This is a genomic window from Gordonia rhizosphera NBRC 16068, from assembly GCF_000298195.1.
GTDB lineage: Bacteria > Actinomycetota > Actinomycetes > Mycobacteriales > Mycobacteriaceae > Gordonia > Gordonia rhizosphera.
In genome coordinates, this window is sequence record NZ_BAHC01000151.1 from 24916 (window position 1) to 39850 (window position 14935).

15 protein-coding genes and 1 tRNA gene are annotated in these 14935 nt (G+C 66.5%); 9 read left to right on the top strand and 7 right to left on the bottom strand.

Annotated features, from left to right (window positions below; genetic code table 11):
• Nucleotides 1-4: 4 nt before the first annotated feature.
• Complete coding sequence (locus GORHZ_RS18720; protein WP_006335769.1) at nt 5-1111, bottom strand: acyltransferase family protein; 1107 nt, start codon at nt 1109-1111, stop codon at nt 5-7.
• A 43-nt stretch (nt 1112-1154) separates the two neighbouring features.
• Here GORHZ_RS18720 and GORHZ_RS18725 point away from each other — a divergent pair, with 43 nt between their 5' ends.
• Entirely contained in the window at nt 1155-2171 is a 1017-nt protein-coding gene (locus GORHZ_RS18725) for a magnesium transporter CorA family protein (RefSeq protein ID WP_006335771.1), read from the top strand.
• Nucleotides 2172-2196: 25 nt separating this feature from the next.
• On the opposite strand, the gene GORHZ_RS18730 is transcribed toward GORHZ_RS18725, so the two are convergent.
• Nucleotides 2197-2871: a winged helix-turn-helix transcriptional regulator gene (locus GORHZ_RS18730; protein WP_006335772.1), complete on the bottom strand. Its 675-nt coding sequence runs from the start codon at nt 2869-2871 to the stop codon at nt 2197-2199.
• Between the two features lie 156 nt (nt 2872-3027).
• Between GORHZ_RS18730 and GORHZ_RS18735 the strand changes: the two genes are divergently transcribed.
• Together GORHZ_RS18735 and GORHZ_RS18740 are read left to right on the top strand one after the other, a co-directional pair.
• The gene (locus tag GORHZ_RS18735) at nt 3028-3846 is read left to right on the top strand and encodes a class I SAM-dependent methyltransferase (protein ID WP_006335773.1); all 819 of its coding nucleotides are present in this window, start codon (nt 3028-3030) and stop codon (nt 3844-3846) included.
• Nucleotides 3847-3982: 136 nt separating this feature from the next.
• Entirely contained in the window at nt 3983-5026 is a 1044-nt protein-coding gene (locus GORHZ_RS18740; protein ID WP_245551469.1) for an alpha/beta hydrolase, read from the top strand.
• Between the two features lie 105 nt (nt 5027-5131).
• On the opposite strand, the gene GORHZ_RS18745 is transcribed toward GORHZ_RS18740, so the two are convergent.
• Nucleotides 5132-6415, bottom strand: a complete 1284-nt coding sequence (locus GORHZ_RS18745; protein ID WP_006335775.1) for a multidrug effflux MFS transporter — start codon at nt 6413-6415, stop codon at nt 5132-5134.
• A 406-nt stretch (nt 6416-6821) separates the two neighbouring features.
• Complete coding sequence (locus tag GORHZ_RS18755) at nt 6822-7796, bottom strand: Fic family protein (RefSeq protein ID WP_217998344.1); 975 nt, start codon at nt 7794-7796, stop codon at nt 6822-6824.
• Between the two features lie 392 nt (nt 7797-8188).
• Here GORHZ_RS18755 and GORHZ_RS18760 point away from each other — a divergent pair, with 392 nt between their 5' ends.
• Complete coding sequence (locus GORHZ_RS18760; protein WP_051998993.1) at nt 8189-8638, top strand: tyrosine-type recombinase/integrase; 450 nt, start codon at nt 8189-8191, stop codon at nt 8636-8638.
• A 42-nt stretch (nt 8639-8680) separates the two neighbouring features.
• Here GORHZ_RS18760 and GORHZ_RS18765 read toward each other — a convergent pair.
• Nucleotides 8681-8765: transfer RNA gene (locus GORHZ_RS18765), tRNA-Ser, on the bottom strand.
• Nucleotides 8766-8833: 68 nt separating this feature from the next.
• Here GORHZ_RS18765 and GORHZ_RS18770 point away from each other — a divergent pair.
• On the top strand, nt 8834-9799 hold the full coding sequence (locus GORHZ_RS18770; protein ID WP_006335782.1) for an NAD(P)H-quinone oxidoreductase: 966 nt from the start codon (nt 8834-8836) through the stop codon (nt 9797-9799).
• A gap of 37 nt (nt 9800-9836) precedes the next feature.
• Here GORHZ_RS18770 and GORHZ_RS18775 read toward each other — a convergent pair whose 3' ends face one another.
• On the bottom strand, nt 9837-10319 hold the full coding sequence (locus tag GORHZ_RS18775; protein WP_157205264.1) for a MarR family winged helix-turn-helix transcriptional regulator: 483 nt from the start codon (nt 10317-10319) through the stop codon (nt 9837-9839).
• Nucleotides 10320-10466: 147 nt separating this feature from the next.
• Nucleotides 10467-11663, bottom strand: coding sequence for a cysteine desulfurase-like protein (locus GORHZ_RS18780; protein WP_006335784.1), 1197 nt, complete (start codon nt 11661-11663; stop codon nt 10467-10469).
• 63 nt (nt 11664-11726) lie between these two features.
• Here GORHZ_RS18780 and GORHZ_RS18785 point away from each other — a divergent pair, with 63 nt between their 5' ends.
• The 4 genes from GORHZ_RS18785 to glfT1 are packed head-to-tail and all read left to right on the top strand — an operon-like array spanning nt 11727 to nt 14892.
• Nucleotides 11727-12281, top strand: coding sequence for a bacterial proteasome activator family protein (locus GORHZ_RS18785; protein WP_006335785.1), 555 nt, complete (start codon nt 11727-11729; stop codon nt 12279-12281).
• A gap of 23 nt (nt 12282-12304) precedes the next feature.
• Nucleotides 12305-13162: a galactan export ABC transporter permease subunit Wzm/RfbD gene (gene wzm / locus GORHZ_RS18790; protein WP_006335786.1), complete on the top strand. Its 858-nt coding sequence runs from the start codon at nt 12305-12307 to the stop codon at nt 13160-13162.
• Between the two features lie 6 nt (nt 13163-13168).
• On the top strand, nt 13169-13996 hold the full coding sequence (wzt, locus tag GORHZ_RS18795) for a galactan export ABC transporter ATP-binding subunit Wzt/RfbE (protein ID WP_006335787.1): 828 nt from the start codon (nt 13169-13171) through the stop codon (nt 13994-13996).
• Nucleotides 13996-14892 (top strand): galactofuranosyltransferase GlfT1, encoded by an 897-nt coding sequence (gene glfT1 / locus GORHZ_RS18800; RefSeq protein WP_006335788.1) that lies wholly within the window; start codon nt 13996-13998, stop codon nt 14890-14892. Before wzt ends, glfT1 begins: the two co-directional genes overlap by 1 nt.
• The last annotated feature ends 43 nt before the right edge of the window (nt 14893-14935 follow it).

The window sequence follows — 14935 nt, forward strand, 5'->3', positions numbered from 1 at the left end:
CGGCTCAGGACAACACGGGTGTGCGAACTCGCCACAGCGGTGCGGTGGCCCGGTGCAGCAGCCACGCCACCGGTACGCAGATCACGGTGGTGACCAGGAACGCGACCACCGTCGAACCGGTGAAGACCTCGTAGCCGAGCGCATCCATGACGATCTCCAGCACCACCACGTGGACAAGGAAGAACTCATAGGAGATCTCGCCGAACCAGACCATCGGCCGGCTCCCGCACCAGCGCGCCCACCAGTTCGTCTGGTCGCGCATGGTGAGGGGACCGATCAGGCCGACCGCGACGACGAGGTACAGGACGTGTTTGACGACGGTGGCCGATCCTGTCGTCGGCGTGATGGTGGGTTCCCCGGCAAGGGTTCCGGCCGACAGGAGAAACGCGCCGACGGCCACCCCGACCGACACCGACGGATTCCAGCGTCGGATCAGACGCACGCTCACCGCCAGTCCCATGCCCGCGACGAACCAGCCGAAGAAGGCCGGCGCCCACAGCCGGGCCGTCGGGCTGATCCCGTCGCTGCCGGCGACGATCACCGACCAGATCGGCGACACCAGCAACAGCGGCACCAGCCCGACGAGCAGCAGATCCGGGCGCCATCGCCGACGGCACACCGCCACGACGAGCACCCATGCCACCACCGGCAGCGCCAGGTAGAAGACGACCTCGGCGGCCAGGCTCCACATCTGGGTGAGCCCCCATTGCAGGTGACCGACGCCGTACACCTGGGTGAGGGTCAGGTTGCGCAACAAACCCTCCCACCCCGTCCCCGTCGACGATGCGTCGCCCGGCGGATGGATGGCGTAGAGCAGATAGACCGCGATCACCGTGAGCCAGTACGCCGGCAGGATGCGTCGCGCCCGATGCCAGAAGTAGCGTCGGGTCGACGGTGACGGCAGCCCGTTCTCCAACGCCCGAACCCAGGGCGCGAACAGCAGGTAGCCCGACAGGACGAAGAAGATCGCGACTCCGACCTCGAAGCGGGCGGCGAGGCGACCGAGGTAGTCGTCGGTGTAGTGGCCGGTCCAGAACGCCGCGTGGGTCAGACACACCGACAAAGCCGCCAGGGTCCGGATACCGGTCAGGGATCCAATCCGCGCGGTCATGTCGCGATCCTGCCATTGACCTCCCCGGTGGCAGGATGTGGGCATGCCGGAACGCATCCGCGGCCAGATCTGGCGCGATGGAACCAAGGTCGAGGGTTTCGATCTCAGCGAGGTGTCGGACTGCATCTCCGATCCCGGTCTGCTTGTCTGGGCGGACCTCGAATGCCCCACCCGCTCGACCATGGCCAGGCTCGCCGACGAACTCGACCTCGACCCGTTCGCCGTGGAGGACACGATCGCCGCCGCCGAACGGGTCAAGACCGTCACCTACGCCCAGCACACCTTTCTGATGGTCTATGCGGTCGTGCTGCGGGCGCCGGACACCCAGCCGGCCGACGAGCGGCCGCCGACCCAACAGGCGAGCCTGTTCGACCTTCATCGGATCTCGGTGTTCGTCAAGAAGAACGCCCTGATCACCGTGCGGCGCACCGCGGGCTTCGACATGGACGCCGTCGTCGCGCGCTGGGCGGACATCGGCGACGAACAGTACGGCATCGGCGCCCTGCTGCACGGTCTGCTCGACGTCGTCGTCGACGGTCACTTCGACGCCGTACAACACCTCGACGACGCGATGGAGGACGTCGAGGGCATGCTCTTCGACGAGAAGGTCGCCGGTCGGGCACTGCAACGTCAGACCTATGCCCTCCGCAAGGATCTCGTTCTCCTGCGCCGGGTGGTCCTGCCGATGCGAGAGGTCATCGCCGGCATCCAACGACGCCGGTTCGACAATCACGCACCGCCCGAACTCGATCCGCACTTCTCGGACCTGTACGACCACGCGCTGCGGGCCGCGGAGTGGACGGAATCGTTGCGGGACATGGTCACCACGGTGTTCGAGACGAATCTCTCGCTGGCCGATGCGCGCCTGAACACCGTGATGAAGAAGCTGACCGCGTGGGCCGCGATCATCGCGGTGCCGACCGCCATCACCGGATGGTACGGCCAGAACATCCCCTTCCCCGGCTATGCGAACACGGTCGGGTTCATCACGAGCACCGCCGTCATCGTCGCGTTGGTCGCCGTGCTCTTTGTCAGCTTCCGGCGTCGCGACTGGCTGTGACGCACAACCTCTTTCGCGAATCGGTTCAGGCGGGCCGGGGGATGGCGGCCGAGGTGGACTGACCCACCCAGTCCGGGATCTGGCGGCGGATCTCCGTCGGCGCGAGCACGGTGATGCGGTCCTCCCCGAGGCCGGTGCGCCAGTCGATGTCCCCCCGCCACACCTGGGTGAGGGTGCGCAGATCGGTGACGACCCGCGCATCCACGTCATAGCCGGGGTTCGCGTCGCACACCTGCGGGTCGGCGCCGTCCACGACCAGCCACCAGGTCCCACCCTTCCCGACGATGTCCTGGAAGGTGAACTCCACCACGGTCCGACGCCGCGGCCAGAGATCGATCGGGATCGTCCGATGGATGTCCCACATCAGGAGATGCGGATCGAGGTCGATGTTGCCGAGTTCGCCGATCCAGCGGATTCCCCACGTGCTCAGCGACTTCACCACGGGGTCGAGTTCTTCACCCATCTCGGTCAGGGTGTAGACCGACCGACCCCCGACCTCGGAGCGCCGGATGACGCCGGCCCGCTCGAGTTCCCGCAGCCGTTTGGTCAGCAGCGCCGGCGACATCTTCGGCACCCCGCGGCGCAGCTCGTTGAAATGCCTACTGCCCAAGAGGAGTTCGCGGACGATCAGAATCGTCCAGCGCTCGTCGAGCAGTTCCATCGCTTTCGCGACGGGACAGAACTGTCCATATGGAGTCATCGCCGCCACCTCTCCTCCGCTGATCCAGTACACACCCGTGGCGGAATGGTGACCAGTACAGATTCAGAAGCGTCGGCGGTTCATTTCTTGATCTGGAGGCATCACGAGGTCGGACGGGATGCTCGAAGCACCCAAACACCCCCTGAGGAGGGCACAATGTCCATCGATTCCATCGCGACCGACACCGCGCTCAAGGCACGCCATCGGGCGCTGTGGGCATCCGGCGACTACCCCAACGTCGCCGATCTGATCGGCCCGCTCGGCAAGCGCATCGTCGAGGCCGTCGGCGTCGGACCCGCCGATCGCGTGATCGACGTCGCCGCCGGCGCCGGCAACGCCGCCATTCCCGCGGCACGCTCCGGTGCCGAGGTCGTCGCCACCGACCTCACCCCCGAGCTGCTGGAGGTCGGCGAATCCCGCGCCGGTCAGGAAGGCCTCGCGATGAGCTGGCGCACCGCCGACGCGGAGGATCTGCCGTTCGATGACGGCACCTTCGATGTCGCCCTCTCGTGCGTCGGCGTGATGTTCGTGCCATTCCACCAGCCGTGCGCCGACGAACTGGTCCGTGTGACACGCTCCGGCGGCCGGATCAGCCTCATCAACTGGACACCGACCGGTTTCGTCGGACAGCTGTTCTCCGTCATGAAGCCCTACGCTCCTCCGCCGCCTCCCGGCGCACAGCCCGGTGTGCTGTGGGGGAACGCCGATCATGTCCGTAACCTGTTCGGCAACCGGGTGACGAATCTGACCACCACGACGGAGACGGTGCCGGTGACGCAGTTCACCGACGGCGCGGCATTCCGCGACTTCTTCAAGGCGTACTACGGACCCACCATCGCGGCCTACAAGACGATCGCCGACGACCCTGCCCGAACCGCCGAACTCGACCACGCGGTGGCCGAGCTCGCCGACCGGAATCTGGTCGACGGATCGATGGACTGGGAGTACCTGCTGGTAACCGCCACGGTGCGGTGATCGCGAGCAGATGATCGGTGGCCGGTCCGCAGGTCACGAGCTTGCGGCCCGGTCACCCGGCGATCACGGAACCGTCTCCGAATTGGCGGCGGACGGCCATATGCCACATACTGCACCCGATACAGAAGGGGCAGAAGTGACTGGTGTTTACTTATGTGGCAGTGCGCTGAGTCGTCGGCGGCGAGTCCTCCACGCGGTGGCGGCCGCCGTCGTCGTTCTCGGCATCGGGACGAGCGGGCTCGCGGCCCCGACCGCTCTCGCCGAGCCCGAGTCGACCGCGCTCACCGCGCCCGACCGCACCCGGCCCCATGTCGTCTCGACGAGCACGCTCGCGCAGCGGGAGCGCCTGACCGTGTGGTCGCCGGCGATGGGCAGGGCGGTGACCGTCGACATCCAGCGCCCGACGGGTGACGGGTCGCGTCCGACGCTGTATCTCCTCGACGGCGCCGAGGCCCACGACGAGGAGTCCGGCTGGTACGCGATGACCGACCTGGCCACTCTGGCGAGCGCGGAACGGCTCAACGTCGTCACCCCGGTCGGCGACCCGCACAGCTACTACACCGATTGGCAATCCTTCGACCCCGGGATCGGGAAGAAGTTCATGTGGGAAACCTTCCTGACCTCCGAACTGCCGCCGCTGGTCGACGCGGAGTTCGGCGGCAACGGCACCAACGCGATCGCCGGCGCGTCGATGGGCGGTGTGGCCGCGCTGACCCTGGCTGCGCGGCATCCGTCGCTCTATCGCGGGGTCGCCGGCTACAGCGACTGCGCGAACATCTCCAGCATGCCCAACCAGCTGCTCACCCAGTGGGACGTGAAACGGGGCGGGGGGGACGTCGCGAACATGTGGGGTCCGGTCGGCGCTCCCGGCTGGGCGGCCCACGACCCATACCTGATCGCCGACCAGCTGCGCGGCAAGACGATCTACATGTCGTCGGGCAACGGCGTCCCGGGCAAGTACAACGCCCTGCTCGACGACCCGGTCGACGAGACCGTCCGGGGCATCATCGGCGAGATCGGGACCGCGTTCTGCACCGGCCAGATGAGTTCACGGCTGTCCGCGCTGGGCATTCCGTACACCACCGCGATGCGGACCTCCGGCACGCACAAGTGGGGTTACTGGAACGACGAACTCGCCGCGTCCTGGCCGATCCTGATGAAGTCGCTCGGCCTGCGCTGATCTCCTACATCCCGCGCGCCGATGGTGCGCAACAGATCATCGACCGTGCACCCACGCGGGTGAATTCCGTCGACCGTGCACGCCAGAGCAGGCGACCGTGCACACTCAGCGGGTGAACACCGCCTCACTGTCCGGATGACGCGCGACATACCAGCGTGCGACGGCGAAGCACGCCAGCGCCAGCACCGCCGACGCGGTCATCACACAAGCCATCGGTACCGCGGTGTCGTCGCCGGCGAGACCGCCGAGCGGTGAGACCGCGCCGCCGACCAGAAACATCAGCCCACCCAGGACCGCGCTGCCCGCGCCGGAGGCGTCGCGGCTGTGTTCCATGGCGAGCGTCGTCGTGTTGCCCGTAATGAAGCCGAACGACGTCACCGCGACGAACAGCGGCACCACCAGCAGCACCGGCCACGGCGACACGGTTGCGGCCAGCACCCCGATCGAGGCGAGGACCAGCACCGACATCGCGACACGGATGGTGCGCGCCGGGTGAACGTGTCGTCGGGCGAGGCGGGCGGCGGTCAGACCCGCGCCGGTCATCCCCAAGGCGTTGAGGGCGAAGCACAGTCCGAAGACCACCGACGATGTGCCCAGCACCCGCTGGTAGACGAACGACGAACTCGAGATGTAGGACATCAGCGCACCGAAGGCGAACGCCTGGGCGAACACATATGCGAGGAACGCCGGTTTCCGGAACCGATTGAGCACGTCGCCCAGATGCAGCTGCACGACGCGTTCGCCGGCCGGGAGTGTCTCCGGCACCGATGTCACCGCCATGATCAGCTGCAGCACGGTCACGGCGAGGATCACGCCCAGCACGCCCCGCCAGGAGACATGGCCGGCCAGGACGCCGCCGATGACGGGCGCGATGACCGGGGCCAGGCTCTGGATGGTCATCATCAGCGTCATCGAGCGGGCGCTGGCGAATCCGTGCAGCAGGTCGGCGATGATGGCGCGGGCGATGACCATCCCGGCCGCGGCCGCCACCGCCTGCGCGAACCGTGCCGCGATGAGGACCTCGATATTCGGTGCCGCCACCACGACCGCGCCGGCGATCACCGCCGTCGCCGAGCCGATCAGCAGCGGACCCCGACGTCCGAACCGGTCCGACACCGGACCCCACAGCACCTGACCGACGGCCACCCCGACGAGGAAGGCCGTCAGCGTCAGCTGGACCGACGTCGCGTCGGTGTGCAGAGACTCCTGGACGTCGAGGAACGACGGCAGGTAGAGGTCCGTCGCGATCGGCGCGGTGGCCGAGAGCAACGCGAGAGCCAGAAGCAGGCGCGCCCCCAGGCCCTCGCGCTGCGGGGTGGTCGTGTTCACCGACGTGACGATAGTCCCGCGTCGGTCGGTGCTCGACCCGGCGTCCGGGCCGATTACCATTCAGACGGTCACGAAGCACGGCGGGTTGAATACCGTGTCAGAGGATCCGTTCACCGTGTGGTTCAGCCGCACGGAATACACCAAGACCCCACACGGATACCGGGGCACGACGTACGGATACGGCGGAGTTCCATTTGGCCACACCATCTTGACGAAGGTCCGCTGAACACCGCTCCGAAAGAATCAGAGATCGTATAAAGCCAGCTCCGAGCCCGGGGCTGGCTTCACACGATTCGGGCCAAAACTTCCAGCGGGACCCGAGACCGGCGGGAGCGGAGGGATTCGAACCCTGATCGATGGTGCCGGTCAGACCGGAAAACACCTCGTGAACAGCGGTTTATCGTCACCGAACATCACGCCAGATCCCTGGGTTTCGCGGGCAAGTGACGGCAGAATGTGGGCAGACCTACTCGTTTCCGCGATTTCGTTTGTACCGCTGTCCCGCGTATTCCTCGACCCATTTCCTGCTCGACCGCCACTGGCCGTCAGGTCCTTTGGTTGCCTGCAGAGCACCTCGATTCGCGGCTGCACGGAGGGTTGTGGCGCTGAACTCGTCCGTCGTCAGCGCAGCGAGAGGAACCAGCCTGGCCGGCCCCGCGATGGCGGGGACAATGAACTTGTAGAGGTTGTCCAGAATCGCTCGAGCAATGAACTCACCAAGGGCACCGTACTCACCACTATCCGCCCGCTGCAGAGCGCGAAGGTACTTGCTTCGATCTCCCTTGTAGATGATCGCGGGTGGGTAGCCATGACGCACGAGGATCAGATTCAGCACAAGCCTGCCAGTCCGGCCATTGCCATCGAGGAATGGGTGGATGGCCTCGAAGTCACGATGTACCTTCGCAACCTCTTCTGGAAACTGCAGAGACCTTGGCTTGAGCGCATTCGCCTCTTCGAGCCACAAGTCCATCTCAGACTCAACAAGCGTCCAACTGACCGGTTGCATCCCTCCATCGAATCGCTGGATCTCGTGCTCCCGGAAGTTGCCCGGACCTTCACGCTCGGTTGCATCCGGGTGCGGGTCGACATCCCAGACGAGGGCCATCACCTGCTGATGGACCCGCCGCACATCCTGCATCGTGATGATGCGGTCGGGGTCATAACTGGTCGGCTGTATCCCCTCCCGATACACCCAGTCCGATGCATCCGCGTAGCCGCGGACCTCCATGTACTCCCGCAGAAGCTTCGATCCCACGGCACGCCCCTCGCTGAGGAGCTTCTCGACCTCACTGATGACGAGAGTGTTCCCCTCAATAGCCGTAGAGTGATGTGCCTCCGCAGTCCAGATGTCCTTCCAGATGTCCGCGGCCTCCATCGGGTTGGGGAGGCCGCCCAGCCGGTTCCACAACTCTGCGATCTGAGTGTCGAGCCGCCGGTACACCTCAGAACGAGCTGGCCGCCCTCGACCGCCTGACATGGGAATGATCCTTCCGCTGACCGAATTTGTACGGTTACCCGGAACCAAAGCGTACAGTTCAAATTTTCGGGCGCGAGCAGGGATAATGCCGCCACTTTCGTACTGTACGTTTATTTTCGCTCAAGCGTACACATTCCGGATGGCCGCTCAGGTGACCTGCCACTCCCCCAGGGTGGCGCGCCCCCAGAGCACCAAAGTCACGCCCCGTAGGGCATAGTCGCTCGAACTCGCTCCGGGTCTGAGGGCTTTGCCTGGGGTTGGCGACAGCGTGGCTCGAACGCAAACAGTCCGACCTGAAACCGTCGTCGTACCTCCGATCGAGGTCGCGTGGCACAACCATGTGAAACTCGGTGGGGATGGACAAGGCTCGTCGTCGGCACACCCAAGTCAGACGAGCCCCGATCGATGTCGATATACCGGAGTTCGTCGTCTTCGAGCCGGCAGCCACAACACGCTGCAAGAGCGGTGATGCGCTCCTGTTCGACGACGGACACGGCCGCCACCTCAAACGGCCCATGTCGTTCACCGGGTTGTTCGCCGGGGCCGTCGGCCGATCCGGAGTCCCCTGGGTCACGATCGACGACCTCAGGCACTCGGCGGCGTCGACGGCAATCTCGGCCGGCGTCAACGTGAAGGCACTGCAACGGATGCTCGGGCACGCCTCGGCAGCCATGACGCTCGACGTGTACTCGGACGTATTCGACGATGATCTCGACGCCGTCGAGATCGCTCCGAATCAGGCACGATCATCGGCGAATGTGGCCAAACCGTGGGCACAAGCACCCGAGCAGGATCCCGCCGGATAGCAGAAAAGTCCCTGACCTGAGCGAACAGGCTGGGACTCTCTGCGGAAGCGGAGGGATTTGAACCCCCGGTGGTTTTACCCACGCTCGCTTTCAAGGCGAGTGCATTCGGCCGCTCTGCCACGCTTCCCTGACCGTAGAGGCTACTGGATCGGATCACGCGTACACCGACGACCCTGATGTGACAGCCTTACCAACGTGCGCGCCATCGCCGGAACCGACCAGCTGTCCGTCGTCACCCTGCCCGATCCCGAACCCGGGCCGCACGAGGTCGTCATCGACGTCGTGGCCGCCGGGATCAACCGCGCCGACCTCCTGCAGCGCCGCGGGCTCTACCCCCCGCCGCCGGGCGCGGTCGACACGCTCGGCCTCGAGGTGTCCGGTCGCATCTCCGCGGTCGGTGAGCACGTCGCCGCCTGGGCGGTCGGCGACGAGGTCTGCGCCCTGCTCGCCGGCGGCGGTTATGCGGAGAAAGTGGCCGTGCCCGCCGTGCAGGTGTTGCCGAAACCCGGCCCCGTCGACCTGGTGTCCGCGGCCGCGTTGCCCGAGGTCGCGTGCACCGTCGCATCCAATCTCCTCGACACCGCGCACCTGCGCAGTGGCGAACTGCTGCTGATCCACGGCGGTTCAAGCGGCATCGGCACCCACGCCATCCAGGTCGCCCACGCCCTCGGCGCCCGCGTCGCGGTCACCGCGCGCACCCAAAAGAAGCTGGAACGCTGCCACGAGTTGGGGGCCGACATCCTCATCGACTACTCCACCACCGACTTCGTGCACGTCGTGAGCGGCAGCGGCGGCGCCGACGTGATCCTCGACATCATGGGTGGCGCCTACCTGGCCCGTAACATCGACGCGCTGCGCACCGGCGGACGCCTGGTGATCATCGGCATGCAGGGTGGCACGAAGGCCGAGTTGTCGATCGCCAAACTGCTGACCAAGCGGGCCGCCGTGTTCGGGACGACGCTGCGTGCGCGGCCGGTCGAGGGCCCCGGTTCCAAGGCGGAGGTGGTGGCGACGACACGTCACGTCACCTGGCCGCTCATCGAGGACGGCGAGGTGATCCCGATCGTCGACGCCACCTACCCGCTGGCCGAGGCCGACGCCGCGCAGGCGCACCTCGAGGGCGGGGACGCGATCGGCAAGGTGCTGCTGACCATGCAGTGACGCCCGCTACCTCGCTCGGGGGAACCTGATCGGGCCGTCAGTCCGCAGACTCGATCGCCGAGTCCGCGATGCGGTCACTGATCTTGCGGAACGCCTCGCCGAGTGTTCGGAACTCCTCGGGGGTCAGCGGATCGATGACCAACCGGCAGATCAGGTCGTCACGAATCCGCGCATACCCGGCGAACACCTCGAGACCGTGGTCGGTGATCCGCACGAACCGCTGCCGGCCGTCGGCATGATTCTCCACACGCTCGAGCGACCCGTCGTCGACGAGCCGCCCGACCTGACGCGACATCGTGCTCACGCGGATGTGCACGGTGTCGGACAGCTCGCTGATGCTGCGCTCGCGAGAGTCGGCGAGCACCTCGAGTACCCGAAAATCGGCCTGGGTCACCCCGCGAGTCGAGAGCTGGGCGTTGACCGCCGCCAGCAGGGCCCACCCTCCGTTCACAAACGACCGCCACACCTCGCGTTCGGAATCGCTGAGTGTCCGGCCAGAATCTTCGTGAACTGTGCTCATCACCTCTCCGGAAACCGACACTGCCACAATGGTCGTCGCCAACGTAATGGCCATGATGCCGAATTGCTAATCCAGTATCGGTCAAATCGGACGCTCTCTCCGGTCAAGTCGGACAATCGACCTAGTTGTTCATCCGATTGATGTACGTCACCCGAGGGAGCCGAGCGCCCGCACGAGATGATCGACCTCATACGGGGTGGAGTAGGGCCCGAGACCGACGGTGACCGCGCCGCCGAAGTCCCCCGCCCCCATCCGAACCAGCGCGCGGCTCGGCACGTCCGCGAGCGCGCAGATGCCGTTGTCGGCGAGTCGTCGCACGACCTTGTCGGCACCGACACCCTCGAAGGTGAAACTCACCGCCGGAATCCGGTCCTCGACGGTGCCCACCAGACTGACCTGGTTCAGGTGCTGCAGCGTGGTCATCAGGTAGAACGTCAGCCGGTGCAGGTACTCGTACGTCCCGTCGAGCGAGGTGACCAGCCGGTGCCGGCGACTCCCGGTGGCCTCGTCGTCGAGAGCCGCGAGATGCTCGATCGAGGCCACCAGACCCGTGAGCAACGCACCGACGTGCGGTTCGGGTTCCAGCCGGGCCGGGCCCAGTGCGCGCGGGTCCATCGACAGCGTGCGGAGCCGGTCCATCATCGCGACATCCCGGAACGCCATCGCCGCGATCCGCGGCCCACCCCAGCGTTCGGCCGACACGACCACGATGTCGGCGTCGAGTTCGCCGATGTCGACCGGCAGGTAGGGGGCGGCGCAGGTGGCATCGACGACGGTGATGGCACCCGCCGCCCGGGCCTGGGCGGCGATCGCGCTGACGTCGGTGATCGCCCCGGTCGTCGACGATGCCAGCGTCACCGCCACCAGCGCAGTACGCGCGTCGACGAGATCGCGATACTGCCAGGCCGGCAGCGTGCCGGTCTCCACGTCGACCTCCGCCCAGCGCACCTCCGCACCGGAACGGTCGGCCGCCCGCAACCACGGCACGATGTTGGGTTCGTCGTCCTGCCGGCTGAGCACGACCGCCCCACGTGACCAGGTGGTCGGCGGGATGGCCTCGGCGAGACCACCAATCAACGCCGATCTCGAGGGTCCGAGGACGACTCCGGCGGGGTCGGCGGCCAGCAGGTCGGCCACCGCCCGCCGGGCGCGGTCAACGGCGTCGGCCGAGGCCTGGGACGCCGCGTAGACACCACCGGGCGCGGAGACCAGCTGCCGGAATCCGGTGGACACCGCCGTCGCCACCGAATCGGGGATCTGTGCCCCGGCCTGGGGGTCGAGATGGATCCATCCGTCACCGAGCGAGGGGAACAATCCGCGCACGCGGGCGACGTCGATGGCCATGGCTCAACGATAGACATCGGGGTCGCGCACGATGTCCGGGACGGCTTGGGCACAATGGTTGCCATGACATCTGGCCCGTTCCCAGACAACAACCATCGCAACGACGCCGCCGGCGACGAGGCGAACCGGGTGATCGTCGTCGGTAACCACTCGCCCGCCGAGGCCGAGAAGGACAACAAGGACGACGACGGCCAGTCGGTCGCCGACATGGTCGAACAGCCCGCCAAGGTCATGCGGATCGGCACCATGATCAAGCAGCTCCTCGAAGAGGTCCGCTCCGCACCCCTCGACGACGCCAGCCGAAATCGGCTGCGGGAGATCCACCAGTCGTCGATCCGTGAACTCGAGGACGGGCTCGCCCCGGAGTTGCGCGAGGAACTCGAACGGCTGGCGCTGCCCTTCACCGACGACACGACCCCGTCGGACGCCGAACTCCGCATCGCTCAGGCCCAGCTCGTCGGCTGGCTGGAGGGTCTGTTTCACGGCATCCAGACTGCGTTGTTCGCCCAGCAGATGGCTGCGCGGTCGCAGCTCGAACACATGCGTCAGGGTGCGTTGCCGCCCGGGATCGCCGCCGGCGGCGGACCCGGCGGGCCGAGCACCGGTCAGTACCTCTGAGATCGCTTGTATGCTGTGACCTCGTGTCAACCGTAGTCAGCGACGAGGTACCCCCCGCACCGACGGCGTCCGAATCCCGCACCCTGAAGCGTGCGGTGAAGGATCTCCGCGAGGGGCTGTTCACCTCCGAGCTGTGGCTGCACCTCGGGTGGCAGGACATCAAGCAGCGTTACCGACGCTCGGTCCTCGGACCGCTGTGGATCACCGTCGCCACGGGTGTCACCGCGGTCGCGATGGGTCTGCTCTACGGCGAGCTCTTCGGCATGGACCTCAACTTCTTCCTGCCCTATGTGGCGCTGGGTTTCATCTTCTGGAACTTCATCCAGGCCTCGATCCTCGACGGCGCGGAGGTCTTCTCCAAGAACGAGGGCCTGATCAAGCAGCTGCCCGCGCCGGTGAGCGTGCATGTGTACCGCGTGGTGTGGCGTCAGCTGATCATCTTCGCGCACAACATCGTGATCATCGTGGCAATCTTCCTGATCTTCCCGCCGCCGCTGAACTGGACCGTGGTGCTCGTGGTCCCCGCGATCGCGCTCTACGTCCTCAACGCGATCTGGGTCGCGATCGTCTTCGGCATCCTCTCGACGAGGTTCCGGGACATCGGCCAGCTCCTCACCACCGTCGTCCAGTTGGTGTTCTTCATGACACCGATCATCTGGACCACCCAGAGCCTCGGCAAGACGGGCCAGTCGTCGTCGAGGCTCAAGCTGGTGGAGCTCAACCCGATGTACCACTACCTCGACATCGCGCGTGGTCCCCTGCTGGGCCAGTCGGTGGCCTTCTACCACTGGGCGATCGTGATCGGCTGCACCGTCGTCGGGTGGGTGCTGGCGATGACCGTGATGCGCAACTATCGGGCCCGTGTGGCCTATTGGGTGTAGGGATATATGGCTGAGAGCACGGTTCGCGTCGACACCTGGGACGCCTGCGTCGACTTCCCGATCTTCGACGCCAAGACGCGGTCGCTGAAGAAGTCGGTGATCGGTGCCGCCGGTGGTGTCATCGGCTCGACCGATTCGAACGTCGTCGTCGTCGAGGCGCTCAAGAACATCAACCTGCATCTGCAGCACGGCGACCGGGTCGGTCTGGTCGGCCACAACGGCGCCGGCAAGTCGACGCTGCTGCGGTTGCTGTCGGGAATCTACGAACCCACCCGCGGTTCCTGCCGGATCCGCGGACGGGTGGCGCCGGTTTTCGATCTCGGTGTCGGCATGGACCCGGAGATCTCCGGCTACGAGAACATCATCATCCGCGGCATGTTCCTCGGCATGACCCGCAAGGAGATGCTGAAAAAGATCGACGACATCGCGGAGTTCACCGAACTGGGCGACTACCTGCAGATGCCGCTGCGCACCTACTCGACCGGTATGCGGGTGCGGGTCGCGCTCGGCGTCGTCACCAGCATCGACCCGGAGATCCTCATCCTCGACGAAGGCATCGGCGCCGTGGACGCCGACTTCATGCGCAAGGCCCGCACGCGGCTACAGGCGCTCGTCGAACGGTCCGGAATCCTGGTGTTCGCCAGCCACTCCAACGAGTTCCTCGCCCAGCTCTGCGACCGCGCGCTGTGGATCGACCACGGCCAGATCCGGATGGAGGGCGGCATCGAGGAGGTCGTCGGCGCCTACGAGGGGCCCAAGGCCGCCGCGCACGTGCGGAAGGTGCTGACCAGCCTCGAGGACAAGGCCGGCTTCGACGGCGAGGAACGGAACTGATGACCGAACGCGTGATCGCCGTCGTGGTGACACATCGTCGGGTCGAACTACTCGCCGGATCGCTGGCCGTGATCGCGACGCAGGACCGCCCGGTGGACCACCTCGTCGTCGTCGACAACGCCGACGAACCCGAGGTCGCCGCACTCGTCGCCGGGCAGCCGATCCCGACGACGTATCTGGGATCGCAACGCAACCTCGGCGGTGCCGGCGGCTTCGCGCTGGGCATGCTCCATGCGCTCGCCCTGGGCGCGGATTGGGTCTGGTGCGCCGACGATGACGGCCGGCCCGACGGCCCGACCGTGCTCAGCACGCTGCTCGACTGCGCCGCCCGCCACCACCTCGACGAGGTGTCGCCGGTGGTCGCCAACATCGACGACCCGGACACCCTGGCCTTCCCGCTGCGCCGCGGCCTGGTGTGGCGGCGCAAACGCTCGGAACTGGTCACCGAGACCAACGACGACTTCCTGCCGGGTATCGCGTCGTTGTTCAACGGTGCGCTGTTCCGCGCCCACGCCCTCGACGTGATCGGGGTCCCGGACCTGCGGTTGTTCTTCCGCGGCGACGAGGTGGAGATGCACCGCCGTCTGCAGAGGTCCGGACTGGCCTTCGGCACCTGCTTGACCACCGGCTATCTGCATCCCTACGGATCGGATGAGTTCCGGCCGATCCTGGGCGGCCGCATGCACACCCAGTACCCCGACAACCCGACGAAGCGGTTCTACACCTATCGCAACCGCGGCTACCTCATGTCACAGCCCGGCATGCGCAAACTGATCCCTCAGGAGTACGCGCGATTCGGCTGGTACTTCCTCGTCCAGCAGCACGATCCGAAGGGGTTCGCCGAGTGGATGCGGCTGCGCCGAATGGGTCGTCGGGAGCGGTTCACGCGGCCATAGCCCCACTCCTTCAAGGACAGTTCTTCCCTCGGGTATCGTTTCG